23 protein-coding genes and 1 CRISPR repeat array are annotated in these 25,483 nt (G+C 28.8%); of the genes, 10 read left to right on the top strand and 13 right to left on the bottom strand.

Annotated features, from left to right (window positions below):
- Positions 1-8: 8 nt before the first annotated feature.
- On the bottom strand, positions 9-1,226 hold the full coding sequence (gene thrC, locus JH146_RS02265; protein WP_048201482.1) for a threonine synthase: 1,218 nt from the start codon (positions 1,224-1,226) through the stop codon (positions 9-11).
- A gap of 484 nt (positions 1,227-1,710) precedes the next feature.
- Between thrC and JH146_RS02260 the strand changes: the two genes are divergently transcribed.
- A complete protein-coding gene (locus JH146_RS02260) occupies positions 1,711-3,258 on the top strand; it encodes an FIST N-terminal domain-containing protein (RefSeq protein ID WP_048201481.1) in 1,548 nt (515 codons plus the stop codon).
- Positions 3,259-3,368: 110 nt separating this feature from the next.
- Here JH146_RS02260 and JH146_RS02255 read toward each other — a convergent pair whose 3' ends face one another.
- Complete coding sequence (locus JH146_RS02255) at positions 3,369-3,755, bottom strand: toprim domain-containing protein (protein ID WP_048201480.1); 387 nt, start codon at positions 3,753-3,755, stop codon at positions 3,369-3,371.
- A gap of 45 nt (positions 3,756-3,800) precedes the next feature.
- Entirely contained in the window at positions 3,801-5,873 is a 2,073-nt protein-coding gene (locus JH146_RS02250; RefSeq protein WP_048201479.1) for a hypothetical protein, read from the bottom strand.
- A gap of 57 nt (positions 5,874-5,930) precedes the next feature.
- Between JH146_RS02250 and rqcH the strand changes: the two genes are divergently transcribed.
- The 3 genes from rqcH to JH146_RS02235 all read left to right on the top strand — a co-directional run bounded on the left by rqcH (position 5,931) and on the right by JH146_RS02235 (position 9,716).
- Positions 5,931-7,946 carry a ribosome rescue protein RqcH gene (gene rqcH / locus JH146_RS02245; protein ID WP_048201478.1) on the top strand — a complete coding sequence of 672 codons (2,016 nt, stop codon included), beginning with the start codon at positions 5,931-5,933 and terminating at the stop codon, positions 7,944-7,946.
- A 172-nt stretch (positions 7,947-8,118) separates the two neighbouring features.
- Positions 8,119-8,772: a selenouridine synthase SelU-like subunit gene (locus JH146_RS02240; protein ID WP_048201477.1), complete on the top strand. Its 654-nt coding sequence runs from the start codon at positions 8,119-8,121 to the stop codon at positions 8,770-8,772.
- Between the two features lie 254 nt (positions 8,773-9,026).
- Positions 9,027-9,716, top strand: coding sequence for a selenouridine synthase SelU-like subunit (locus tag JH146_RS02235; protein ID WP_048201476.1), 690 nt, complete (start codon positions 9,027-9,029; stop codon positions 9,714-9,716).
- 8 nt (positions 9,717-9,724) lie between these two features.
- On the opposite strand, the gene pth2 is transcribed toward JH146_RS02235, so the two are convergent.
- Together pth2 and JH146_RS02225 are read right to left on the bottom strand one after the other, a co-directional pair.
- The gene (pth2, locus tag JH146_RS02230; RefSeq protein ID WP_048201475.1) at positions 9,725-10,072 is read right to left on the bottom strand and encodes an aminoacyl-tRNA hydrolase; all 348 of its coding nucleotides are present in this window, start codon (positions 10,070-10,072) and stop codon (positions 9,725-9,727) included.
- Between the two features lie 17 nt (positions 10,073-10,089).
- Complete coding sequence (locus JH146_RS02225; RefSeq protein ID WP_048201474.1) at positions 10,090-10,584, bottom strand: CBS domain-containing protein; 495 nt, start codon at positions 10,582-10,584, stop codon at positions 10,090-10,092.
- Positions 10,585-10,881: 297 nt separating this feature from the next.
- Between JH146_RS02225 and mfnA the strand changes: the two genes are divergently transcribed.
- The 5 genes from mfnA (at position 10,882) to cas2 (ending at position 15,121) form a co-directional block, all read left to right on the top strand.
- Positions 10,882-12,063 carry a tyrosine decarboxylase MfnA gene (gene mfnA, locus JH146_RS02220; protein ID WP_048201473.1) on the top strand — a complete coding sequence of 394 codons (1,182 nt, stop codon included), beginning with the start codon at positions 10,882-10,884 and terminating at the stop codon, positions 12,061-12,063.
- Between the two features lie 103 nt (positions 12,064-12,166).
- Positions 12,167-12,346: a hypothetical protein gene (locus JH146_RS02215; RefSeq protein WP_048201472.1), complete on the top strand. Its 180-nt coding sequence runs from the start codon at positions 12,167-12,169 to the stop codon at positions 12,344-12,346.
- A 234-nt stretch (positions 12,347-12,580) separates the two neighbouring features.
- Complete coding sequence (locus JH146_RS02210) at positions 12,581-12,832, top strand: 50S ribosomal protein L31e (protein ID WP_173400802.1); 252 nt, start codon at positions 12,581-12,583, stop codon at positions 12,830-12,832.
- A 27-nt stretch (positions 12,833-12,859) separates the two neighbouring features.
- Positions 12,860-13,540, top strand: a complete 681-nt coding sequence (locus JH146_RS02205; RefSeq protein ID WP_048201471.1) for a translation initiation factor IF-6 — start codon at positions 12,860-12,862, stop codon at positions 13,538-13,540.
- Positions 13,541-13,997: 457 nt separating this feature from the next.
- Positions 13,998-14,531: a CRISPR direct-repeat array (repeat unit 30 nt; unit sequence GTTAAAATCAGACCGTTTCGGTATGGAAAC).
- Positions 14,532-14,857: 326 nt separating this feature from the next.
- Positions 14,858-15,121 carry a CRISPR-associated endonuclease Cas2 gene (gene cas2 / locus JH146_RS02200; RefSeq protein WP_048201470.1) on the top strand — a complete coding sequence of 88 codons (264 nt, stop codon included), beginning with the start codon at positions 14,858-14,860 and terminating at the stop codon, positions 15,119-15,121.
- On the opposite strand, the gene cas1b is transcribed toward cas2, so the two are convergent.
- From cas1b to JH146_RS02170, 6 genes are read right to left on the bottom strand one after another with little or no spacing between them, the layout of a single operon-like run.
- Positions 15,118-16,086, bottom strand: coding sequence for a type I-B CRISPR-associated endonuclease Cas1b (cas1b, locus tag JH146_RS02195; protein ID WP_048201469.1), 969 nt, complete (start codon positions 16,084-16,086; stop codon positions 15,118-15,120). The two genes, cas2 and cas1b, sit on opposite strands and share 4 nt — an antisense overlap.
- A 9-nt stretch (positions 16,087-16,095) precedes the next feature.
- Positions 16,096-16,611: a CRISPR-associated protein Cas4 gene (gene cas4, locus JH146_RS02190; RefSeq protein WP_048202585.1), complete on the bottom strand. Its 516-nt coding sequence runs from the start codon at positions 16,609-16,611 to the stop codon at positions 16,096-16,098.
- Positions 16,612-16,630: 19 nt separating this feature from the next.
- Entirely contained in the window at positions 16,631-18,619 is a 1,989-nt protein-coding gene (cas3, locus tag JH146_RS02185; RefSeq protein ID WP_048201468.1) for a type I-D CRISPR-associated helicase Cas3', read from the bottom strand.
- A 20-nt stretch (positions 18,620-18,639) separates the two neighbouring features.
- Complete coding sequence (cas5d, locus tag JH146_RS02180; protein ID WP_048201467.1) at positions 18,640-19,272, bottom strand: type I-D CRISPR-associated protein Cas5/Csc1; 633 nt, start codon at positions 19,270-19,272, stop codon at positions 18,640-18,642.
- 1 nt (position 19,273) lies between these two features.
- On the bottom strand, positions 19,274-20,314 hold the full coding sequence (cas7d, locus tag JH146_RS02175) for a type I-D CRISPR-associated protein Cas7/Csc2 (RefSeq protein ID WP_236953671.1): 1,041 nt from the start codon (positions 20,312-20,314) through the stop codon (positions 19,274-19,276).
- A gap of 15 nt (positions 20,315-20,329) precedes the next feature.
- A complete protein-coding gene (locus JH146_RS02170) occupies positions 20,330-22,912 on the bottom strand; it encodes a hypothetical protein (protein WP_048201465.1) in 2,583 nt (860 codons plus the stop codon).
- Between the two features lie 149 nt (positions 22,913-23,061).
- Between JH146_RS02170 and csa3 the strand changes: the two genes are divergently transcribed.
- A complete protein-coding gene (gene csa3, locus JH146_RS02165; RefSeq protein WP_048201464.1) occupies positions 23,062-23,664 on the top strand; it encodes a CRISPR-associated CARF protein Csa3 in 603 nt (200 codons plus the stop codon).
- A gap of 20 nt (positions 23,665-23,684) precedes the next feature.
- On the opposite strand, the gene cas6 is transcribed toward csa3, so the two are convergent.
- Together cas6 and cobT are read right to left on the bottom strand one after the other, a co-directional pair.
- Positions 23,685-24,395 (bottom strand): CRISPR-associated endoribonuclease Cas6, encoded by a 711-nt coding sequence (cas6, locus tag JH146_RS02160; RefSeq protein ID WP_048201463.1) that lies wholly within the window; start codon positions 24,393-24,395, stop codon positions 23,685-23,687.
- 30 nt (positions 24,396-24,425) lie between these two features.
- A complete protein-coding gene (gene cobT / locus JH146_RS02155; RefSeq protein ID WP_173400801.1) occupies positions 24,426-25,481 on the bottom strand; it encodes a nicotinate mononucleotide-dependent phosphoribosyltransferase CobT in 1,056 nt (351 codons plus the stop codon).
- Between the last annotated feature and the right edge of the window lie 2 nt (positions 25,482-25,483).

The following is a 25,483-nucleotide window of genomic DNA, read 5'->3' as shown; positions in this document are numbered from 1 at the left end:
TAAAAATATTATAACTCTTTCAACAATTTCTTTAGAATTTCCATATCACATTCAATCTTAATTGGTTCTTCACTTACTCTTATAGCAGCATCTGGGTCTTTTAACCCATGTCCGGTTGTTATACAAACAATTCTCTCATCTTTATCAATAATTCCTTCATCCAACAACTTCTTAAGCCCAGCTATTGAAGAGGCTGAAGCTGGTTCAACAAAAATTCCTTCTCTCCTTGCTAATAATTTTTGTGCTTCTATAATTTCTTCATCTGTAACTGATTCAGCATAGCCATTTGATGAATATATTGCATCTAACGCCTTTGGGGCATTTACTGGGTTTCCAATCCTTATAGCTGTTGCAATTGTTTCTGGATTTTTATATGGGATAATTTCTTTTGCTTTCTTTTTGAAAGCTTCAACAATTGGCTTAGCTCCATCTGCCTGAATTCCAGTCATTTTTGGAAGTTCATCTATAATTCCAGTCATTTCAAATTCTTTAAATCCTTTCCATATAGCTGAGATATTTCCAGCGTTTCCTACAGGAACAATAACTCTATCTGGGACTTGCCAATTTAATTGGTCGCATATTTCAAAAGCAATTGTTTTCTGCCCCTCTAATCTGAATGGATTTATTGAATTTAATAAATAAATTAATTTTTCTTTTGCTAATTGTTTAACCATATCTAAAGCATCATCAAAGTTTCCTTTAACTTGTATAACTTTTGCCCCATAAAACATTGCTTGAGCTAATTTTCCTAAAGCTACCTTTCCTTCTGGTAATAAAACAATACACTTCTTTCCACTTCTTGCTGAGTAAGCGGCTAAAGAGGCAGAAGTATTTCCAGTTGATGCACATCCAACAACCTCAACACCCAACTCATTGGCTCTTGTTACACCAACAGTCATACCTCTATCTTTAAAGCTTCCAGTTGGATTTGCTCCTTCATTTTTAACATAGAGTTCTTTAATTCCTAACTCTTTCTCTAAATTTTTACATCTGTATAATGGTGTCCCCCCTTCACACAAACTTACAATTTTACTTTCATCTTTTACTGGCAAATATTCTAAATATCTCCAAACACTAATTTCTCTTTCTCTAAATTTTTCTTTTGAAACTTTATCCTTTATTTCTTCATAGTCATAAACAATTTCTAATAAGCCACCACATTCGCAGGTGTAGATTATCTCATCCACATCGTAAGTTTTTCCACATTCAATACATTTTTGTAACATTTCATCACCTCAATTATAAACAACAGTTACTTTTTATTTGAGATGTTAGGTTATAAAGTTTTGCATCAATAAAATGGTAAAACTGAAAAACATATAAAGTAAGTTATAGTTCATTATCAAAAGTTTGTCAGTTAAAAGGAACTTATAAACCCTTCGGATTTTATGTCTATACCATAGTAAAATGTCAATTATTTGATGATTGACTATAAAAACCATATTTTTAATATTTTTAAGCTTTTTAGGCCAAATAGTAAATTAGTTTTATTTTAAGCTTTGTAATATGAAGGATGAAATACGTATCAAAAAATATATATAACTATTCTAAAATATTTCAAATACTCGGCTATACCTGTTGTTAAATATTTGATGATTACGATTTTTAGTATGGTTACTAAATACTTAGCAACACATTGTATTTATTTACCTATAATTTAGAATTAAATATTGGTAACACTGTTATTAAACAATTTTTTTGGGGATTATAATGATATACATACACAAAAAAATAAAAAACCCTATAAAAGACGGAATCGAACTTGGAGAAGAAATAAAAAGAAATGTGGGGAGGGCATCTTTAATAATATTTATAACTTCAATATTTGATAAAGATAAGCTAAAAGATGTATTTGAAGGGATGAAACAACATATATCTTTAGATAATCTTATTGGATGTTCTACGGGAGGTACATTTGTTGGAAAAAATTATATAAAGGAAGATGGAGTTTTAGTTTTAGCTTTTGAAGAATATTACAAAAGTGCAATATCGTGTGAAAAAATAGATAAAGACGCTGAAGAAATAGGTAAAAAAATAGCTGATAAAATAAAAACTTGTATTAGAGATAGATATCCAAAATTAAATATAGATGACAACTTTTTAGGATTTATTTTCTTTGATTGGGATAGAAATAGTGAGCAAGAAATATTAGATGTTTTAGGAAGGGAGTTGAGCATTCCAATTGTCGGAGGGACAGCTGCTGATGATGGCTCATTTGACAAGTTTTTCCAGATATATAAAGGAAAGATTGTTAAAGATTGTTGTGTTTTTGGAGTTGTTGGAGGAAAATTAAAGTTCGATTTAATTTACGGGCATGGTTATGAGCCAACAGATATTTACGCAAGAGTCACTAAATCAGATGGGATGGCTGTTTATGAATTAGATGGAAAACCTGCTTATCAAAGATACTTAGAGATGTTGTCAGAATATACAAAACTACCAACAGAAGTTATTGAAAAATACCTTAGAAAAAAAAGAAGAGGGCTGAAACATATTGATTTTTACTTAATACACCCTCTTGGATACATGGATATTAATGGAAATTATATTACTGCTTATTTAGAAAAAATTGAAGACAATGCTCTAATATTTAGAAGAAGCTTAATCGAGGGCACTTTCCTTGTATTAATGAAAACCAATATAGAAAAACAGATAAATTCCTTAACTGAAGAATTAAAAAAGAAAGAAAAATTCGAAAATCCATTAGTATTTATAAATGAATGCTACGCAAGAGAAGTACTAAAGAATCCAATGTTTAGAGAATCTGAAGAATATGTTCCAGAATATCTTCTGAATTTCTACAACGCCTACAAAAAACTTGAAGATTATGTTATGGGGAATGACTGTATTGGCTGGCTAACCTATGGTGAGACAATATCAAAGGATTTAGTGAGATTCCATAACAATTTATCATTCACTGGAGTTATATTTGAGTTATCACAAGATGGAAACATAAATTGGAAGGAAGAGTTAAAGAATTTCAATTTTGAAGATGATGAGATTGAGGTAATTATAAATCTAATTAATAAACAATTGACAGCGAAAGAATTATTACAACTAACAAATCTATCCCAAACTAAACTCTATCAAATACTAAATAAATTAGAAAGTGAAGGAATTATAAAATCAATAGGTGGAAAGCCAAAATTATACTATATTGACAATATAAAAGAAATTTTACAAAAAACTCATGAAAGAATAGAACAGGAGAATATGATTAAAAAGATTAAAAGGGATAAGTTATTAAGAATGCTCTAGATTAAAATTTAAAATAAACTTCTTTTATTAACATAGGAAAACAATCTCTCCATCAACTTTTTTTCTAAAATTGATTAAAAATTAATTTAATGTTTTCTCTGCTCTTTGTATCAGAACAACCTCTTATTCACGTAAGAAAACAAACTCTCTATATCTCTAATCCCGCTATTTGTGTAAATAAATATTTCCTGTCTGAGTTTTGTATTTACTTTAATTCCTCTATGTCTAAACTCTTCTATTATAGCTTTAGCTAACATCCTACCCCTTCTATCAAAGTCAGTTAGTAGAATAACTTCTCTAATTCCTTTCCTTACAAGCTCATCAGCTATTAAATAAACTGGTGTTTTGGCTATTATAATAAAAGTCCCTTCAACACCTAATTTTTCTAAGCTTTCGACATCTCTTTTACCTTCAACAATAATTGGCTTTTCTTCTGCTTCAATCTTTAACTCTTCAATAACCTCCAACAATTTTTCAAAATATTCATCCCTCCTCATAGTCATCTTCCAAAAATTTTTTATTATTAAAATATTATTAAAATTTTATAGCTCTCCAATTATCGGTTTTAATATTACCTTTTGCTCTTCTTTAGTAATATTTTTTAAAATCTTCTTTATTAGTTTTTTATCTTCTTCATCTGCAGATGTATAAATTCCAGCGAGTAAGTATATGTAATCTTCTAAAAGTTCAGGCATTTTTTCACTAACTTTAAGCAATATTTTTAGACATATATTTCTCTTATCTGTATTTAGCATATCTCTAATATTATGTATGTTATTCGGATATTTAAATATAACGTTTGAGATAACCTCTATCATTAATTTATCTTCTCCCCTATAATTCCCAATTTCATTAATTAATATTGGAATAACAAGCTCATTAGGATAGTTTTTAAAAAATTCTAAAGCCATTAACCTTAATTTTTTTGTTGCATATATCATTTCAGCAATTTTTGGAACTAATAGATTTATTTTTTCTTCATCCAATAATCCTTCATCAATAAATTTTTTAACTGCATTAATAAATGCAAGTTTTGAATAATAACCTTCTGCCATATTTATAATTTCTCCAATCTTATCAACTCTATTTAAAGATGCGTAAATCATTATTTTATTTGCATTTAATGAATCTCTATCTTCCATTTCTACTTTTTCAGTAACTTCTAAAATTTCTTTAGCTAAGTCGTCGTTTATTTTATTGTTATTAATTACAATTCCAGCTAAATGAACTATGAGCTCACCATTTCTCTTAACATCTTCTAAAAAATCATGAATATTTATTAAATTCAGATTTTTAGCTCCTATTAATTCTATTGTTTTATAAAACTCATAGCCAAGTTTTTCAGCAATTTTTAGCTCATTATAGTGAATGTCATATTTTACACAAATCTCTGCTACAATCTCTTCTATTAATCTCATAGCAACACTGCACTTTCTTATTTCTTCTTCCATCATTAACAAATGCCTAAATCCGCCCATAAACTTCTCTTCATCCAATTTATAAATTAGCTCTTTCAATCTTTTATGCTCATTAATCAAAAACTCCAAATGCTCTCTCTTAGCAAATTCTTTTAATATTCTTAGAGATGATATTTTCAGCCCTAAATTCATCTTTTTTGCATACATCAACGCTTTATTTTCAATATAATCTCTTAAATCTTTATTATTTTGAGCTATTTTTTTAAGTTCTCTTATGGCAGATGTCTTTGCTTTTCCATATCCATAATTTAAAAATTTGAATAATAAATCAACCTTATTTTTTGAATCCTGTTTTAGTGATATTAATTTAACTCCTACAAACTGTTCTTCTTCATTCCCAGTATATAGAAACTCTTTTAAAAACTCTCTATCATAAAAATTAGCTGGAAGTTTAATATTTTCTCTTAAAATTATATTTAGAGCATTTTTTCCATGTGATTTTAGTAGAGATTTTATTTGCTCATTTGAAAATTCAACTTGGATATTTAATTTTTTAAACAATTGTTTGAATTTTTTGTATAGTTTTTTGTTCTCATCTCCTAACAAAGTTAGATTTAAATAACTTTTCAAGATATCTTTTTGTTTATTATCTAAGGAATCAACTATATTTAATAATATATCTACTGCAAGTTCCTTCTCATCCTTTTTTTGAGAGTATAGCTTATTAGCTAAGATTTTTAATATCTCTTCTGAGTTGTAATTTTTTAATAAAACTTTTATTCCTTCATCTATATTTTTAGTTTTTGTGTATTCGAGGATGGCCCTAAAAAATACATTATTATATTTCATATTTTGTAAAAATAAATAAATGATATCTTTATCCAAATCTTTTTTTGCAATTTCAATTATTGCTTCTTCAATATTCTCTTTATTGCTTATCTTTTTTAGTATTTCTTCAGCTTCTTTAGCTATAATCTTTCTTTCATTTAAAGCTAAGATTACATAAAATAGATATCTCTCAATTATTTTGCTATCTAACCTCTTTAAAACCAGTAATGCTCTTCTTACATCATCCTTTTTATTGGATGTTAATAACTCATCTAAAAAACTTAAAATATCCGGATGGCTATTAATTAACTTAGATAATTTATCATACTTACCTTGCCTTAAATATTTTAAAAATTCTTCCCTCTTCATGTTATCACAAATAATAAAATATCATAAGAGAGATAAATAAACTTTTCTGGTGAAATTATGAAGAGTGAGATGACTAACGTAGATGTATGTTGTGTTGTAAATGAATTACAAAACTTAGTTAATGGTAGATTGGATAAAGCATTTTTAATTGATAATGAGCAGAACAGGGAATTGATATTAAAAATCCATGTTCCTGAAGGAGGAAGTAGAGAGCTTGTTATAAGTATTGGTAAATATAAATATATAACTTTAACAAATTATGAAAGGGAAAAACCAAAACTTCCCCCATCTTTTGCCATGTTATTAAGAAAATATTTAAAAAATGCTAAATTAATAAAAATTGAGCAAGTAAATTTTGATAGAATTGTTATTTTCCACTTCGAAACAAGAGATGGGATTTATAAATTGGTTGCTGAGCTGTTTGGTGATGGAAATATCATATTTTTGAATAGTGAGGATATAATTATAGCCCCACTTAGAGTCGAGAGATGGAGCTCAAGAAATATAGTTCCAAAGGAAGAATATAAATTTCCTCCACAGAAACCATTAAACCCATATAATTTAGAGTTTTCTATCGCTTATGAGGTATTTAAAGATTATTTCTTAAATAATAAAGGGGTTGAGTGCGTTAGATTAATATCAAGAGTTTTTGGTATTGGTGGGCTTTACGCTGAAGAAATTTGTGAAAGGGCAGGAATAGATAAGAAAAAGAAAGATTTAAGTGAAGAAGAGATTAAAAAGCTCTTTGAAGCTTCTAAAAATCTATTTAATGAAATTTTTAACAATAGAAAGCCACAGATTGTTTTAAAGGACAATGAATACTTTGACGTTGTACCTATTGATTTAAAAAAATACGAGGGTTTAGAGAAAAAGTATTACAATAGTTTTTTAGAGGCAGTTGATGATTATTTTGCTAAATTTTTAACAAAAGTTGAAGTTAAAAAAGAAAAATCAAAAATTGAGAGAGAAATTGAGAGGCAAGAAAATATATTGAAAAGGCAGTTAGAAACTTTGAAGAAGTATAAAGAAGATGCAGAGAAAAACCAAATTAAAGGTGATTTAATCTATGCAAACTATCAAATTGTTGAAGAGCTATTAAATGCTATAAGACAAGCAAGAGAAAAAATGGACTGGGCAAGAATAAAAAAGATAATTAGAGAAAATAAAGAGCATCCAATTTTGGGATTGATTGAAAATATAAATGAAAATGTTGGGGAAATAGTTATTAGATTAAAATCTGAAGTTGATGACAATGTTATAGAAGAAAGAGTTTCTTTAGATATAAGAAAAAATGCCTTTGAAAATGCTGAAAGCTATTATGAAAAGGCTAAAAAGTTGAGAGGTAAAATTGAAGGAATAGAAAATGCTATTGAGCTAACTAAAAAGAAGATAGAGGAACTTAAAAAGAAAGGAGAAAAAGAGTTAAAAGAAAAAGAAAACTTGCAGATGAAGAAGAAAGTAAGAAAAGAGAGAAAATGGTATGAGAAGTTTAAATGGACTGTTATTAATGGATTTTTGGTTATTGCTGGAAAAGATGCAATAACAAATGAGATTATTATTAAAAAATACACTGATAAAGATGATATTGTATTCCACGCAGATATTCAAGGGGCTCCATTTACAGTTATAAAAACTGGAGGAAAGGAGGTTGATGAAGAAACATTGGAAGAGGTTGCTAAATTTTCTGTCTCTCATTCAAGAGCTTGGAAGCTTGGATATGGGGCTATAGACACTTATTGGGTTAAACCAGAGCAAATATCAAAAACAGCTGAAAGTGGGGAGTATTTAAAAAGAGGAGCGTTTGTAATTAGAGGGGAAAGGCATTATTATAGAAACACACCCTTAGAGTTGGGTATTGGAGTTATTGAATACGATGGGGATATAAAAATAACAACAGCTCCGCCAAAAACATTACAAAAAAGCTTTATTAAATGGGTTTTATTAAAACCTTCAAATAAAGAGAAAGGAAAGGTTGTTAAAGAGCTTAAAGAGATATTTAAAAATTATGGTATTGATGATGAGGATATTTTAAGAGTTCTCCCCCCTGGAGGGTGTGAGATAATTAAAAAATAATTTTTAATACATCTTTAACATTGTTTAAAATGTTTCTGGATTTGCTTTAAGTCAATTTATTATTTATTTTTTAAAGAACATTGTTATGATACCAAAAACAATAATTTGTATGTATCAGCATTTTTAATAACATATTTATACTAAAACATGAGATAGATATAGCGGTGAAACTATGATTATCTTTGGATTATTTGGAAAAACAGGCTGTGGAAAGACTGAGATATTACAAGAATTAAAAAAATATCATCCTGTAATAGATATTGAAGAAATTGCGCGAACAAGAGGAAGTATTTTAGGAGATTTATATCACTTAAGTATGAGAACTCAGGAAGAGTTTGATGAACTTATTAATAAAGAGATTGAAAAAGCTAAACAAATTGGCTATGCAGTAGTTGAATACGAAGGAAGAAAGATTGGTGGAGAGAAAAAGCTAAAAATTCCTGAGTTGTTGGCGGATATTAAAAACTACACCTACAAAATCTTAATTGACTGCCCTTATGAATGTCAAATAAACAGATTAATCTCTATTTACAAACCAAAGAATGAAAAAGAGAAAGAAATTTTGATAAACAAATTTTTGATATTGAGGGGAAGTTTTAAAAAACCTGAAATGATTGAGGCTGTGGAAAAAATTATTGAACTTATAAAACAGGATAGATACTATGAAGCGGCAAAATTAATTGAAGAAAAACTTTATAGAGAACATTACATGAGAAATGTGAGAAAAATAAAACCTGATTTAGTAATTTACAATGAAGATGTCAAAAAATCAGCTAAAATGATAGATGAATTTATTAAAGAAAAATTAAAGAAGCATAATTTATAGTTTTTTGCAGAACTTATTAAAGTTAAAAGGCATATTTGAAGCTCTAAAGAGCTTCAGAATTACATTATTCATTCCAAGATATTTTAACAACCATAGAGGGCTACGCCCCCTATTGGCATACTCCCACCAATAATTTTTGATGAAATGGAAAGCGAAGCTTTCCAGCTATAAAAACTCGAAGAGTTTTTATTTAACTTTTTCTAAAAATTTCTTCTAAGACATTTTGCAAAAAACTATAATTTGAGGGAGAAAACATGGACGAGGGGATTTTAGCTCGGCTAATAACATTTACGGAGGATGTTGTTTTATGCATTGTTTTAAACGATGGGAGGAAGATGATAACAAATGGTAAAAAAATATTAGCTGGAAAAATTGAGGGAGAGCTGGCCTCTTTTATATTAAACGCTTCTAAAGAATTTTTAGAAGATAAAAAGGTTGGTATAAAGAAATTTAAAGATTACGACATATACTTTGAAAGAATAGATATTAACAAGTTTTTAAAGTCCATTGGTGGAGAGTTTGTTAAAAATACCATAACTGTTAATGACCTTTTGAAATTAATGAATCGGGAAGATGTTATTATAGTAGATACAAGAAGTCCAAGGGAGTATAAGGAGGATACAATCCCAGGAGCTATAAATATTCCTCTATTTTTAGATGAAGAACATGCATTAATTGGAAAAGTGTATAAACAAGAAGGTAGAGAAAAAGCTATGGATATAGCCACAGATATTATTGAAAGAGGATTAAAAAGGATTTTAAATGAGGCAAAAAAGCTTGATAGGGATAAATTAATTGTTATTTTCTGTGCAAGAGGGGGGATGAGAAGTCAAACAATGGCTTTAATTTTGCAACTATTAGGATTTAAAGTTAAAAGATTGATAGGTGGATTTAAAGCATTTAAACACGCAATAAATAAAGAAAATAGGCAAAATAAACAATAAATCTATTTTTATAAAAGTTTTAAATGTCCTGTAATTTTATCTATCTTTTCATCCTTTTCTGGACCTATAGCAACAGCAGTTAAAGTTCCTGGCTCTAATTGTGTATGTCCTGCATCTCTAATTATTGAGCAAGGTAAACCTTCACTTTTTGCTTTGTTGTAAATATCTATTAATTCTTTTTCAGAGTTTACTTTAACCACAACCTTTTTCTGTCCCTCTCTTAACCATTCCTCAACAGCCTTTGGATTCCTCTTCTTAGCATCTAAGAAAGCTTCTATTATCGCATGTCCTCCCTGAGCTACCATTTTCCCTTTTCCCATACCTAAATCATTTCTTATAACTACCACCATTTTCATAATCTCACTATAACTACCTATTTGGTTTTTGATAACATTTTTATAATTTCTTTTTTCTTACTCGATTCCTGTAATTCACTATTAATTATATCTATTAGATAATCTACAAGTTCTTTTAAAGGCTCTATTATATATGGTAGAAGCTCTATTAGTTCATTTTCAGTTACTATCCCAACAATTTTTCCTTTATCCACTATTGGTAATTTTGATACTCCATATTTTTTCATAATTTCTAACGCTTCCTCTATTGATGTATCTGGAGAGATAGTTATAATTTTTTTTGTAGCTATTTCATAAACTTCAACATCTTCTGGAGGTACTTTCTCTAAGAGAATATGCTTTATAATATCAGTTATTGTAACTATCCCCACAGGAATGTTATTTTTATCAAGGAGGATACAGTATCTTTTTCCCTTATTTATCATCATTTTCATTGCATCATAAGCTGAAATATAGCTTTTAATAAATAGGGGTTCTGACATAGCAACTACTACTGGAACATCAGTTACCATTATGCCACCAATTTGGTAAATACCTACCTTAATTTTCTTTATAATATTATTAGCAAAAAATAATATATAAAGCTGAAGAATTTTGTATTGACTTATAGTTTTTTGCAAAAGTTATTAAAATTATAAAAAAATTTGAATGTCTTATTAAAAAGAGGTTCATAAATGCCCCATATATTTCAAAATGTTTTGCAAAAAACTATAATTGAAGCTTTCAGCTTCAAAGTTCCTAATAGATATTTATTTTAGTAATATTACTATAATTATTCTAAAATATATAGAGCTATAAACGTGAGAATTATGCAAGAAAAGGGCGTTAGTGAGAGAGAAATTTTGGAGGAGTTAATTAAATACAGAGATTTGGATTTAAAGTATGAGGATGGAAAGATTTTCGGTTCAATGTGCTCAAATATATTGCCAATAACGAGAAAAATTGTGGATATGTTCTTAGAAACAAACTTGGGAGACCCTGGATTATTTAAAGGAACTAAATTGTTGGAAGAAAAAGCCATAGCATTATTAGGCTCTTTGTTAAACAATAAAAATGCCTATGGGCATATAGTTAGTGGAGGAACTGAAGCCAACTTAATGGCATTGAGGTGTATAAAAAACATTTGGAGAGAGAAAAAAAGAAAAGGATTATCAAAAAATGAGCGTCCAAAAATTATTATTCCAGTAACTGCCCATTTTTCATTTGAAAAAGGAAGAGATATGATGGATTTAGATTATATATATGCCCCAATTAAGAAAGATTATACAATAGATGAAAAATTCGTTAGGGATGCTGTAGAAGATTATGAAATAGATGGAATTATTGGAATAGCAGGAACAACAGAGCTTGGAACTATAGATAATATAGAAGAGCTAAGCAAAATAGCTAAGGAAAATGATATTTATATTCATGTAGATGCGGCATTTGGTGGCTTTGTAATCCCATTTTTAGAGGATAAATACAAGAAAAAAGGAGTAAATTATAAGTTTGATTTCTCTTTGGGAGTTGATTCCATAACTATAGACCCTCATAAAATGGGACACTGTCCAATACCAAGTGGAGGGATTTTGTTTAAAGATATGAGTTATAAAAAATATTTGGATGTCAATGCCCCTTATCTAACAGAAACAAGGCAAGCAACAATTTTAGGAACAAGAGTAGGATTTGGAGGGGCTTGCACTTATGCTGTTCTAAGATATTTAGGTAGAGAAGGGCAGAGAAAGATAGTTAGTGAGTGCATGGAAAATACTCTTTATCTTTATAAAAAATTAAAAGAAAATAATTTTAAGCCTGTTATTGAGCCAATATTAAATATTGTTGCAATTGAGGATGAAGATTATAAAGAAATTTGCAAAAAACTTAGAGATAGAGGTATTTATGTCTCAGTTTGTAATTGTGTTAAAGCTTTGAGGATTGTTGTTATGCCACACATTAAAAAAGAACATATTGACAATCTTATTGAAACATTAAAAATTATTAAAAAAGATTGATTGAAATGCAAAAAATGTAATAAAAAGCTTTATATTGTATTTGACATAAAGTAGTAATTCTTAAACTTTAAAAAATCTTAAATTTTAGTTTGTAGGTCATAAAATGAAAGAGAATGAAAGAAAAATAATAGTTAAACACATTAGAGATATTGAACGAAAAATAACGAGGTTAGAGTGGCTTTTAGAATCATATAAAGATGATGAAGAGGTAGAGCACATAAATAATGAGATAAATGAGTTAAAAACTAAAAGAGATGAGTATATAAAATCCATTAAAGATTAAAAGCAGTTAAAATAAAATATAGAAAAAAGAAATAATATAGAACTATAGTTTTTTGCAAAACATTTTGGAATAAATAAGGTATATATGAATGCTCCCAAATTTGGGAGCGTTCAATTTTCCTTTTTTAATTTTAATAACCTTTGCAAAAAACTATAAATAACCGTAATCTTTAAATATCTATTTCAATATCTCTAAGGTAGGAATATTTATTGTCTAACTATTTTGGAGGTGTTGATGATGGAAGAGAGAATATATACAATCCCATTAAGAGATGTAATAAATAAATCAGTTAGAAATAAGAGGGCTCCAAGAGCTATAAAGAAAATAAAACAGTTTTTAAAGAGACATATGAAGGCAGATATTGTTAAGATAGACAATGAATTAAATGAAAAGATTTGGGAAAGAGGAATTCAAAAACCACCTGCAAGAGTTAGAGTTAAGGCAGTAAAAGAAGGAAATGTTGTTATAGCTACACTCGCAGAGTAAATAATTTAAAGCTTATATGTGATGACTATGATTATAAGAAAATACTTTTCAGGAATTCCTACAATTGGTGTATTAGCATTGACAACTGAGGACATCACTTTATTACCAATTTTTCTTGATAAAAATGATGTTAATGAAGTTTCTGAAGTTTTAGAAACTAAATGCCTCCAGATTAATATTGGGGGTAGTTCTTTAATTGGTTCTTTATCAGCGGCAAATAAATATGGCTTATTATTACCAAAAATCGTTGATGATGAAGAATTGAACAAAATAAAAAATTTCTTAAAAGAGAACGATTTAGATTTGAATATTGAGATTATAAAATCAAAAAACACGGCTTTAGGTAATTTAATATTAACAAACGATAAAGGAGCTTTAATTTCTATAGAGTTAAAGGATTTCAAAAAAGATATTGAAGATGCCTTAAATGTTGAGGTTGAGGTTGGCACCATTGCTGAGCTTCCAACCGTTGGAAGCAATGCTGTTGTAACAAATAAGGGTTGTTTAACTCATCCATTAGTTGAAGATGAAGAATTTGAGTTTTTAAAAAGCTTGTTTAAAGTGGAATATATTGGAAAAGGAACAGCAAATAAAGGAACCACTTCTGTTGGAGCTTGTATTATAGCAAACTCTAAGGGAGCTATAGTTGGTGGAGATACTACTGGGCCAGAGCTTTTAATGATTGAAGATGCTTTAGGGCTAATTTAAATATTTTACTTTTAATTTTTGAGCTTTTTATTTAAAATTATAGTTATTTTTAATGTTATTTTGAAATATTAAATTTAAATATTCAAATGACATTTATCTCGTGGAAATTCTTTTATTTTCAATTTAAAGCTTTTTAAAAACTTATTTTTTAATTTTAAGAATTTTTATCAAATTTCTAAGGTTAGTTTATTTTAAAGATTTTAAGTATTTAAATTAATTAAATTATAGAGATTTTTAAAAGATTTTAAATAATTATTTTTAAATCAAAATTTTCCCAATAAATATTAAAGATTAAAAAATTTTAAAACTTTTTAAGATAGAAAATTAGAAAATAAAACCTAATTAAAAACTTCGAGGGTTTATAAATAAAAGGGATTATTAACCCTTCGAAAATTATGGTATGAAAAAGCTTAAATATTAGAAGAGATAACATACGAAATGAGCAAAATATTGCCCTGTTAAAATCAGACCGTTTCGGTATGGAAACAATATTAATGATAATAGTTTAAATGGCAAAACAGGTTAAAATCAGACCGTTTCGGTATGGAAACATGTTGATGTATTTGTTTTAATTGTGGTATTATCCATGTTAAAATCAGACCGTTTCGGTATGGAAACAAGATGACACCAGAATTACTTGAGAAAATCCACGCTTACCGTTAAAATCAGACCGTTTCGGTATGGAAACAAATGTTGTAAATTCAGAAGGGACGTATAATTCTGTTAAAATCAGACCGTTTCGGTATGGAAACTTGCATCAACTGAAACTGCGTTTATAATGTTTATTTCATCGTTAAAATCAGACCGTTTCGGTATGGAAACGTCTTCTTCCTCATCCTCATCAAATCTTTCCTCTGTGGAGCTTTCATCCAAAACCTCATCGTTAAAATCAGACCGTTTCGGTATGGAAACAAAGTTATATCAATGTGAGCGTCTAAATCACCGTGTCTTAATACCACTTGTTAAAATCAGACCGTTTCGGTATGGGAACATAATACACATGTAAAAATATGGGGGAGTATACCAATAGAGGGGGCAAAGCCCCCTCTATGGATTAAAAGAGATTATGTAGGGCTGAAAGCCCTACCTTAATCTATTCTGGGTATCCGCAACCATAGGGGCTACGCCCCTATTGGGATGCCCCAGCAATTCCAAGTTACACCTCCGAGCGTAAGCGAGGAGGTGTTAGATTTTGGTGAAGCTTTTTCTAAAAGGTTCATAACAATAGGGCGAAGCCCCCTATAGAATTAGAGCATTTCGGATATTTTTAAATAGTTCCTTAAAAAATAGTAATTTAACAATTTTTTAGATGGTATTATGTATGTGATTGTTGTTTATGATGTGAATGTTGCAAGAGTGAATAAGGTAAAGAGTTTTCTTAGAAAGCATTTGAATTGGGTTCAGAATAGTGTTTTTGAAGGGGAGGTTACAAAAGCAGAGTTTGAAAGAATAAAAGAGGGAATTTTAAGGATTATTGATGAAAATGAAGATTCAGTGATAATTTATAAATGCCCATTAGATTTCGTTCCAAAAAGAGAGATTTTGGGTTTAGAGAAAAATCCAATTGATGATATTATTTAAAACCATGCAACCAATGGCTCATATTTCTGTTGCCCAACAAAATGCTTAACCAACTTATATGCTTCTAACCTTATCAATCTTCTCTTTGAAACATTCTTTTTTAATTTTGGATGTTTAACAGTATTATCCATTTTCTTATTAAAATTTTCTAAAACTATTCTCATTCCTTCTTTATTTAATAACACTCCATTTAAATCATCTCTAAAATGCTCCTTTTTAATAATATTTTGTTTAACCAACTTATTTACTAACCTGTCAACAATTATTGGTTTAAATATCTCACTTAAATCTAAAGCTAAGGAAAATCTTCTCTCAAATGGCTCATGTAAATAGCTAACAGTTGGTGTTAGCTGGGTATTGTATAGTTCAGTAATTATGGCTGGATAGAGGCGAGAGTTTAAAAAGCTTATCAACGCATTCATCTCATTTTTTGGAGGTCTTCTTGTCCTCTTAACTATTTTAAAGTCATCTGGCAATGTATCATCCCATAATCTATAGTATTCAGTTCTAACCCTTCCCTCTACATTCATGACTTCAGTAATTTTATTACAGTTGTTTAACTCTTCAATATAACTATCAAAACTTGTTTTATTCTTAAATTTTGATAAATTTCGCTCCATGTTTTTTAATCCTCCTAAAACAAACAACTTTGCTAACTCTAATCTTTTATTTTTATTTAAATAATGTTCAACTTGGTTAACTACTAAATAACCAGAATGTAATGACTCTCTTGGATAAAAACTCCCATCGTAATAGCCATAATGGTTAAAAAAATGAACTGCAATGCCTTTTTGAGCTAAATAATGTAATGCCTGTGAGCTAATACTAACCTTTCCATAAACGTAAATATCATAAATTCCTTCAATGGCTAATGGTTTCTTTCCTTTTGCATTTTCAAAATAGAGAGTATTTTCTTTTCTAAATAAGTATCCATCTGATAGTAAAGTTAGAGATTTCTTTCTCATAATCTACACCTAAATATAGCAAAGTTCATAGTAAGCACATTTTTCACAAATTTTTTGATAAATTGGTTTTGGCGGATTTTTTAATGATTTTATTTTTTTAATTTCTCTTATTGAATTTATTATTTCTTTTTTATCATTTTCTTTTAGTTTAATCTCTTTAATCTCTTTAAGTTTTGGATAATGAAGGATTGCTTTTGCTTTCATCCCCAATTTACTTAAATAGTAGATATAATACAATGCTTGCATAATATGGGCTTTTTCCATCTTTTTACCTTTCTTTATTTCATGAATCTCAATGATATCATGCTTTTTTATGAAATCAATTTTTATACTGCCTATTTGAACTTCCTTTTCTTCTCCAAAATAACTCTTCTCATGCAAAAATTTTCCTAAATCAACAAAATCACTCTCATGCTCCATAGTTATACCTCTTACAAAATACCAAAGTTTTGTTTTGCAAATATAAAGGTAGTTTATTTCAGTTCCTCTAATTAAGAGTTCTTTTTCAAGATATTCAGGTTCCATTTTAAACACCACAATGACTTTAAAGAATATCATCATACCAAATCTCTCCAAAATCTACAACTAAATCAAAAATTTCAATTCTCTTTTTTGAGTATATTGGAGCGAGTGATTCAATATCCTTAACTAACTCTTCAAAGAAAGTTTCATCTTCGAAGTATTTTTCTTTGTATATTTTCCAATTCTCAAATTTTTGTAAGAATATGTCTCCAATATAATCAGAATATAAGAATTTAAACCATTCTCCTTTATCAACTCCTCCAATGGTTGGAGGATACTCCTTATCAAGTAAAGAAAATGTTACAATCCCTCTAACAACACACCCCCTTTTCTCTCTAAAATCTTTGATAATAACAGTTCTATTTTCTTTATCAATCTTAACAAAGGCATTATCTAAAATCCACAATAAGTCATATTCTGTTTCTCTTCCATCTTCATAGATAACCTTCCAAATAACGCTATCATTCCTAAATCTCCTAAATGAATCTTTAAAACTCTTCCCCCATCTTAATAATTCTCCTCTTACATCTTCATCAACAATCTCTTCATCATCTTCTTCTTCAATTCTCTTTATTTTTTCATTTAGATGATACAAAATCCAATAATATTGGAATTTATCTCTTAAATTTTCAAGTATCTTTCTTCTATTGTAGGTTGATTTTTCGTTATATTCCTTCATTGAGTTAAGAACACTCCAAAGAACTGCACCACAAAATTTAGGAACTTTATCTTTTTTGAATTCTCTATCCTCAAATGCCTTTTTCATCAAATCTACGAATTCGTAATAGTTTAATTCTTCTTTTTTGATTTCATTGAAATGTTTATCCAAGTTATTGAAGATTTTTGTTGTTATTGTGCAGTATATTTTGCATTTTTCTATTCCCCTCCCAACTCTTCCGATTCTTTGCATAAAATTCCTCAAATACAATCCTGAATCCATAAAACATAAAGAAACTGGATAATTAACTCCTACTTCTGCTTTTGATGTTGTTATTATGATATCTGTTTTGCTTAGAATTTCATCTAAATTGTTGTTATTTTCTTCTCGTGTCTGCAACCCTGTATTAACCCAAACCTCTGCATCAATCTCATTCTCAATAATATATTTCATTCTCATAGCATCTCTCAACGAATTAAAAATTATTAAAATCTTCTCATTGTTAGAGATTGTCTTTTCTATAATATTTTTAATATTTTCCTTTAATCTTCCATCTTTAACTAAATAACCAAATAAACTCCTTTCTATGCGTTTTGAGATTTTTATAAACTCAATTTCCATTTCTCCCTGAATAACTCTTCCTTCATTACTTAATGGTTGCTCGATAATTTCTGGAGTAATTCCATTTTCATTTAAGAATTCAATTAAATTCTCTTCTGGTGTTGCAGAAACAAAAAACCATTTTATCTGCTTAAATAATTCTTTTGTCATTAAAAACCAAATTAAAATATTTGCTATTTGCTCTTCATCATACAAATGATACTCATCGAAAATAACATAATCTAATGCATTAAAGAAGGCAGACCAATCTGGAAAATCTTTTAAATGTCTAAATTTTTCATTCTTTTTTGGTAAGTGGTATCCACTATTTATCATATGATTTAGAATATCTGGATTTGTTACTGCAATTTCACAATTTTTTAACTTTTCTATTAGTTCTTCTCCTCTTTCTTTCCCCTTTTTTGTTAATGTTTTTCCAGTTATTACCTCAACCTTAATTCCCTGCTCTTTTAATGTTTTTTCAATATCTTCTGCCAATGCATTTGTTGGAACCACAATTAATCCTCTTCTGGAAGTTAGATAATTGCTATCCTTTGCATATAAGATAGGAAATGCAAAAGAAAATGTCTTTCCTGCACCAGTTGGGGCTACAATAAAATAAACATCCTTCTCTAACTCAGCAATATCTGAATAAAATATCTCTTGAAATTTATGCAACCTAAATCCTTGCCTAATAACCTTATCTCCAAAAGGCAAACATTTCTTTGAAACTTTTAATTTTAAAGATTCCATAAAAATCCCTCAAAAAAGAATTAGTTAGAGAATATCTTTTCTAAATCTTCAACTTTGAATCCAGTTCCAATAATGTAGTGAGATAAAACAAATCTTAACATCTGAGATTCCTTTAATTTTACATCCTTTCCAAATATCTTTTTAATTGTGTAGAGATTTAGCCAGATTTCCTCTGGTTTTTCCTCTTTTTCTTCAAATAATAAGAGGCACTCCCTACCAACTCCTATCCTCAAAGTAAATGTTTTTGGAAGCTTGATGTCTTCAAATGTCAATAAAGATGCCTCAAAAACCGAACCTTCCTTTATTCCCTGAATGTGGAAATAATTTTTAAACAATCCTTTTCCCATTTGTTCAATTATATCTCTTCTAACCATGTAATCAGAAATTTCTGATGTTTTTCTCGCAAATATTGGAGTTTTTTCGTAATATATCGGTTTCCCAATAGTCCATACAAACCCAAACTCTTTAATCTCTTCATAATTAGGTTTATTTTTTATTTGGTAAGTATATTCCCTTTTCTTTGCCAATACAAAATTTAATGCATAGTCCAACGCAATATCCCCAATAAATGGCTCTGTTGATGCAACCCCTCCCTCTGTTTTGTTATAACAAAATAAAGGAGAGAGAAGAGTTATTTTATAATGCCTGAGCATATTAGACACCCATTTCTTCTAATAATTTTTTAATAACATCTTCTTTTTTGATAATTTTACACTCGACTAAGTAATTTATGCAATCGTTTAAATGCTTCAAATAAAGTTGCTTTAATTTTTCTTCATCTTTTAGATATTCATCAATTAACTTTAAGAGTTCCTCTAACTTCTCATTTTCAATTAATGTGGATGAATTTTCCCTTAATTTTTCTTTAACGAACTCTTTTATGTTTTCAAAATCTACTTCTCCATTGAACTCTTTTGAAATTAGATAGGATGACACTGGTGGTTCAAAGGTATCTAACGCTATTGCTATAATCTCGTTTTTCATATTTGCATCCATAACGTTTGATTGTGCTCCATATCTTGTTGTTTTTAAATGAGATATTAGAGCATGGATAAACCCTTCTGGTGTTATGTCATAGAACGTTATAAACTGTGGGAAATAAACTCCTGGTTTGATATATTGAATCCCATACAAACTTTGTCTTTGAGAACCTTCACTTTTGTCCCACATTGTTCCCTCTTCACTTAAGGCATTGTGAGTTAGCTCTTCTGTTATCTCATCTTTATCTCTAATTGAATACGCCCATTCATAAATAACTCTTGAAGGCAATCCAATAGCATCATTTGATTGTGTTACGCTATCTCCAAACACTATGGAGTTTGGATTTGCTAAATGTTCTGATTTTTTTATAAAGTTGTATTCAACCTCTGGATGAATTACTTTAAATTTCCTACACAAAATCAACCCTGTCAATTTTTCCCTTGATTTTAATTTTCTTGAAGGAATGGCAACCACATCTTTATTACCAATTGTTGTGCTTATAACTTCATCTGGCTCTGTTGAACGATTAATTAAATAACCAGTTGTAGTTCTTATTGTTGCTACTTTTATCACATTTGGAGTTCTTTTTGTATATTTCTCTTGGAAATATTCTTTTGGGATTATTGAATAGAGTTTTTCCCTAAATTCATTAACAACATTCTCATCATACTCAACATATTTTTTGTATTCATTTAAATTCCTTTGCTTTGCCATTGTCATCACCTCATTTTATTGAGTTTCTTCTTGATTAATTTTAGCAGTTCTTTTTTCTCTTGATTTTGCATCATAGTGGAATGCAAATGCGTATATCCAATATCTAAGCTCCTTTTTTGATGGAATTCTCCCTCCCCATAATCCTTTAAACAATTCATCATACACCACTTCACAAAACTCCTCAATTTTTTCTTTCTTGCTTGGATAAGGATATTTCCTATAAAGCATTCCTGCCATCATAGATTTTATTTCTTCATCACCATATCCCCTCTTTACTCCAGTTTTTAGCACTTCTAAGGATTCTCTAATTATTGATGTCTTTGAAGAAGCACTTTTCCCAACATTATTATCTATATCTGAAGCAATATCCGCCAATTTTTCAATAATGTTCATTTTTTCCACCCCAATTCTTTGATTTATAAGATTTAAGTTGTATTTTTCAGCAAATGAGTGCGGATAATCTAATTTAAACAAATAGAAGTAAAATGCCATAGGGTTGTCAGCATAATCATTGAATAATGAAACTATAACATTGTCTGATTTTGAACCTCCTTTCAAGGTATATCCTAATTTCCAAAGTAATTCAAACTCGTTTCTAATTTTTTCAATTTCATCTATCCTAACTTTATCCCATCCTAATTTTTTGAACGATTTTGGGACATAGTCAAATATTATTGTCTCTTTTTTTGCCTTATCTGGATTAAATGGATATGTTAGATAAATCTTAAACCCTGTTTCATAGACAAAATCCAAAATTTTCTTATAGAATCGTATAAACTCAATTTGTTTGGATATATCTACAAAACCCATTAGGAATGGGAATAATTGTTCCTCTTTTTTCACATTAAACCCATAAATTGCACTTATAAACGATTTAGCATCGTTCATTAAATTTCCTAAATTCTCCCCAACACTTTCAATGTATTTTGTTAAATTTTCTTCCATTAACGGGACAAAGTAGTCATAAGCATCAATATATACCGTCTGAACATTTTCTTTTTTACCAAAAATTAGTTTTCTAAATGTTATTTCAGTTAAACATACTGAGCAGATATTCTTTTGAGTATTACTTAAAGATACAACGGTTCTATTTGTAAATCCTCTTGGTTTAAATCCAAAGCATAGGTTTGCTATTGCAACTGTTTTTGTTTCCCTTCCACACAACGAACACATGTTCTTTTTTGAACCAATATCCCCAAATTTTATATCTTTAATCTTTTTTCCGTTTAAGTAGGCATATCCAAGTAATTCGTTAATAATTTCTTTCAAATTGGCCCTCTCAGAACCGCTATAATTCTCATTTAACAATGTTATTAAATCAGCCAGTATTTCTTTTTCATCAAATCCTTTTTTTGTAGCAATGTAAAGATGTAAATACTTTTTTAATGCGTTATCTTTGCTACTGTTTATTTTTTCGACTATTTTTCTGTCTAAACCAAATGTTTCATCGTTTGTTTTGAAGTATTTATCGTTAAACTTTGATTTTAGTTTATTAATTTCCTTTTTTCTACTTTCATTTCCTGTAAGTTTGTATAGAAAGGTTAATATTGCAAATTTTTTCTTTTCTTCATCATCAAAACTCTCAAACTCTTTAGTTAAAGCATCCCTTATTTCCTCATCTGAACTAATTCCTCTGTAAAAATATTCAAATCCAAAATTGTTGATAATTTTTTCAATTAACTTCGAAATGTTTTCTTCATTAATATCAATAAATCTAAATATATCTAACTGTGCTTTGTCTCTATTAACCTCAACCATTTTTTCAATGTTTCTGTATAAGAACTCTTCAAGTGATTTTATCAAATAATCTTCATTTATTTCCAAATTCCCTTCGTAAATAAATCCTCTTGGAGAAATAACGTAACAATCCACATCTTCCCTTAATCTCTCAACAATAAACCTTGCTAAAACCTCGTAAGGAATTTCATCAAAGTAAAATACATTTACATCAACATAATTTCTCAATTTCTTCCAAATTTTCAACAAATCGTTATAGTCCCCAATCGGAATGGAAATACTATCAGCTAAATGAATAATTTCAATTAAATCATCTTTTATTAATCTGTTAAGCCCTCTTCTTGTTGGTAATTTGTCATCTGGAATAACAAATCTTGTTCTCTCTTCTGTTGCCAATACAAGATACTTTACAATTTCTTTTTCTTCCTCATTTAGTTCAATTTCTAAATCCTTTAAATCCTCTTCAAAATATTTTTCAACAGATGTTTTCAAATCAATTTCATTGTGCAATTTATTTATGTCATGGAATGTAAATGCAATCAACAGGCACTTTAAAAGCATTTTTATGTCGTCATCTTCGTTATCTTCATTTATTAAACCTTTATTTAGCCATTTGTTCTCTAAAACTTTTAAAGATGGAATTATACCATTTAAAACATGCATTGGATAACTCATGTCCGGTAAATCTACCCCTCCAATTTCCCCACTCTTAACCTTTTCTTCGAATGTTTTGCCCCCTTTTGCTGGTTTTAAGCGATATTTTTTGAATAATTTAATAAATACTTTACTAAAATACATTTTTGTTTCACTTTGAAATAGTTTAGTTTTAAATATCTTTTTTGGTTTCACTCTTATTTCCATAATGCCACCATTTTTGTATCCTCAATGCTTTAAAATATAAAGTTTGAGATATATAAATTTAACTATTAACTTTTTTGGTTAAGTTTTTATATCAGACCATATAATAATTAATTTAACAAAATTATTAGAAAAGCTATTTTGGGATACTCATGAAAACACATATAATAAACATAGGATTCCATATAGAACACATTTACAAACCAATAGCAGAATATGGAGCGAAAAAAGCAATTCTTGTATATTCAAAGGATAATGAAGATTATATTAAAGAAGATGACCTAAAAAAAGTTGATGAATCATTAAAAAAAGCAGAAGAATTGTGTAGTATGTTAGGAATTGAATGCGAAAAAGTTAGGATTAGTGGAATTGAATTTGAAAAAAATGTTGAAATTTTGAGAGATATTATAAAAAAAGAAGATGAAGTAATTGTAAATATCACTGGCGGAAGGAAAATTACCTCACTTGCTTTACTATATGCTTCTTTATACGAATTTGATAAGGTTTTTAAGATTGTTTATGTGCATAAAAAGAGAATTATTGAACTGCCAAAAATAGCTCATCCGTTTAAATTAACAAATTTTGAAAGGAAAATTTTAGCATCACTAAATGAACGAGAGAAAACAATTTCTGAATTGGCAGAAGAATTTAATGTCTCTTTACCAGCAATAATTAAATATGTCAATTCTTTAGAAAAGAAAAATTTAATAAAAACAGAAAAAATTGGAAGAAAAAGAATAGTAAAATTAAATTAAGTTTTGAAGTTATTTATGGGTTAATCAATATTCATAACCATTCCAAAACCCATACTATTCTTTTCCCCAAACCCACACTCATAACCAAATTTTATTAGCTCATAATCCCCCCAAACCTTAAACACCATTTCAGAACACCTACAATAAATATCCTTTATTCTCATCCTCTTAGGCTTATATTTTAAAATTTCAAATTCAAAGTTCATATCACATTTTTCATTATAAAATGCCTCATATTTCTTTTTTAGGTTATTTTTTAAGTTTTCATAAAATTTTGAATTGTTTGGAAGTAAATCATAAGTTTTTAATCCATCTTCTGTCTCAATCATTGTCTTTAAGTGTATTGGAGAGATTGTTTTTAAGATATTGAATTTTTTTGGGATTGGCAAAACCTTAGCTTTTCTTACAAAGAATTCTACATTCCCAACCCTCAATTTACCATCTTCTAATAACCCAGCAACAAAATTCTCTATAAATTCAGTTTTTGGAGAAGAAAGATAAAGATAAGCTTTTCCATCTATAGTTTCAATTCCTTCCTTTCTAATAACTCTCTTTCTAATTTGCAACAAAGAGAAAGTAAAAAACTTAAATTTTTGATAGTTATGTAATCTTTCAGCATATTCTGGACTTGCAGAATGAATTTTATTGTATATAGCTGATGCTAAATAATACTGGTGGTTGTAAGGGATTACTGTAAAATTATCTGTCTGCAGTTCTAACTCAATCCTCATAGTTTCACTTATTTAATTTTGTTTTTAATTTTATTGTTTTAAATACCATTCATTAAATCTATTTTCTATAAATTCTCTTATTTTTGTAGGCTCTAAATCATTAGCTATGCTATATACTGCTATTCCTCCAGCTCCTACGCCTTCCTTTACTGAACCTTTGCAGTAATTCTTTAACCCTTCAATTTTTGCCTCTTCAAAATAAAACTTAGATGCCAATACTGGGACATCTCCTATTTGCTCAACTATACCCCTCAAATCTCCTTTTTTATCATTTAAAACAAATTCAGTAGTTCCTATGGCTATTAAGTTATTTTTTAAAACCTCTTTATTAATCTCTTTTATAACTGCAAGGACTGCACTCATTTGAGTTCCTCCAGCTAATATGACAGGTTTATTTTTTTCAGCGAAACTTATAGCTAAACCTGCAACAACAGGCATCATCTTATCTCCAACAGCATTTAACACATCAAAGACAGAAGAGTTTTCATTTATATTTGCTTTCTTTAATCCTTCTCTAACAACCTTTATTTTTAATTCATGTGGGTTGTTTATAGAGCCAGAGCTAACTTTTCCTTCAGCATCATAACCTAAGCCAAGCAAAACTCCTAAGGCAGTTGTTGTTCCTCCTGGGACGCTTTCTCCAACAACTAACATCTCAGCATCTAAGTTTTTTCCTAAAAGATAACCTTTTTTAAATAATTCTTTTGAGTTGTTCATAGCTCTACCTTCTTCTATTTTTCCAGTTGGCTCTTCATCCATTTCTATAAAAGGAATCTTTGGTTTAACAAAAGCTCCAGCATCTATATGTAAGTTTTTTATATTTTTTAGCTCAACACATGCCCTTGTAATGGTTGCAGGTGTTGGTGAGCCAGTGGCATCTATTGGAGGGGTTTTTAAAGTTAATGACTTTCCATAAAAAACAAGCTCAACATCTGCGGCTGGTGTATATTTAATAACATCTCTATGAACTCCAGATATTGGTATGTAGGTTGTTGTCTCTATTGATGAAATTACACAAGTAAATAGTGGGTTTCTTCCTTTAATTTTGTCTAAAAATCCATTTTCATTTATTGCTATTATGTGCATTT

Source organism: Methanocaldococcus bathoardescens (assembly GCF_000739065.1).
GTDB lineage: Archaea > AGJL01 > Methanococci > Methanococcales > Methanocaldococcaceae > Methanocaldococcus > Methanocaldococcus bathoardescens.
Note: the sequence above shows the minus strand (reverse complement) of the source record. Positions and strands in the feature narration are given on the sequence as shown.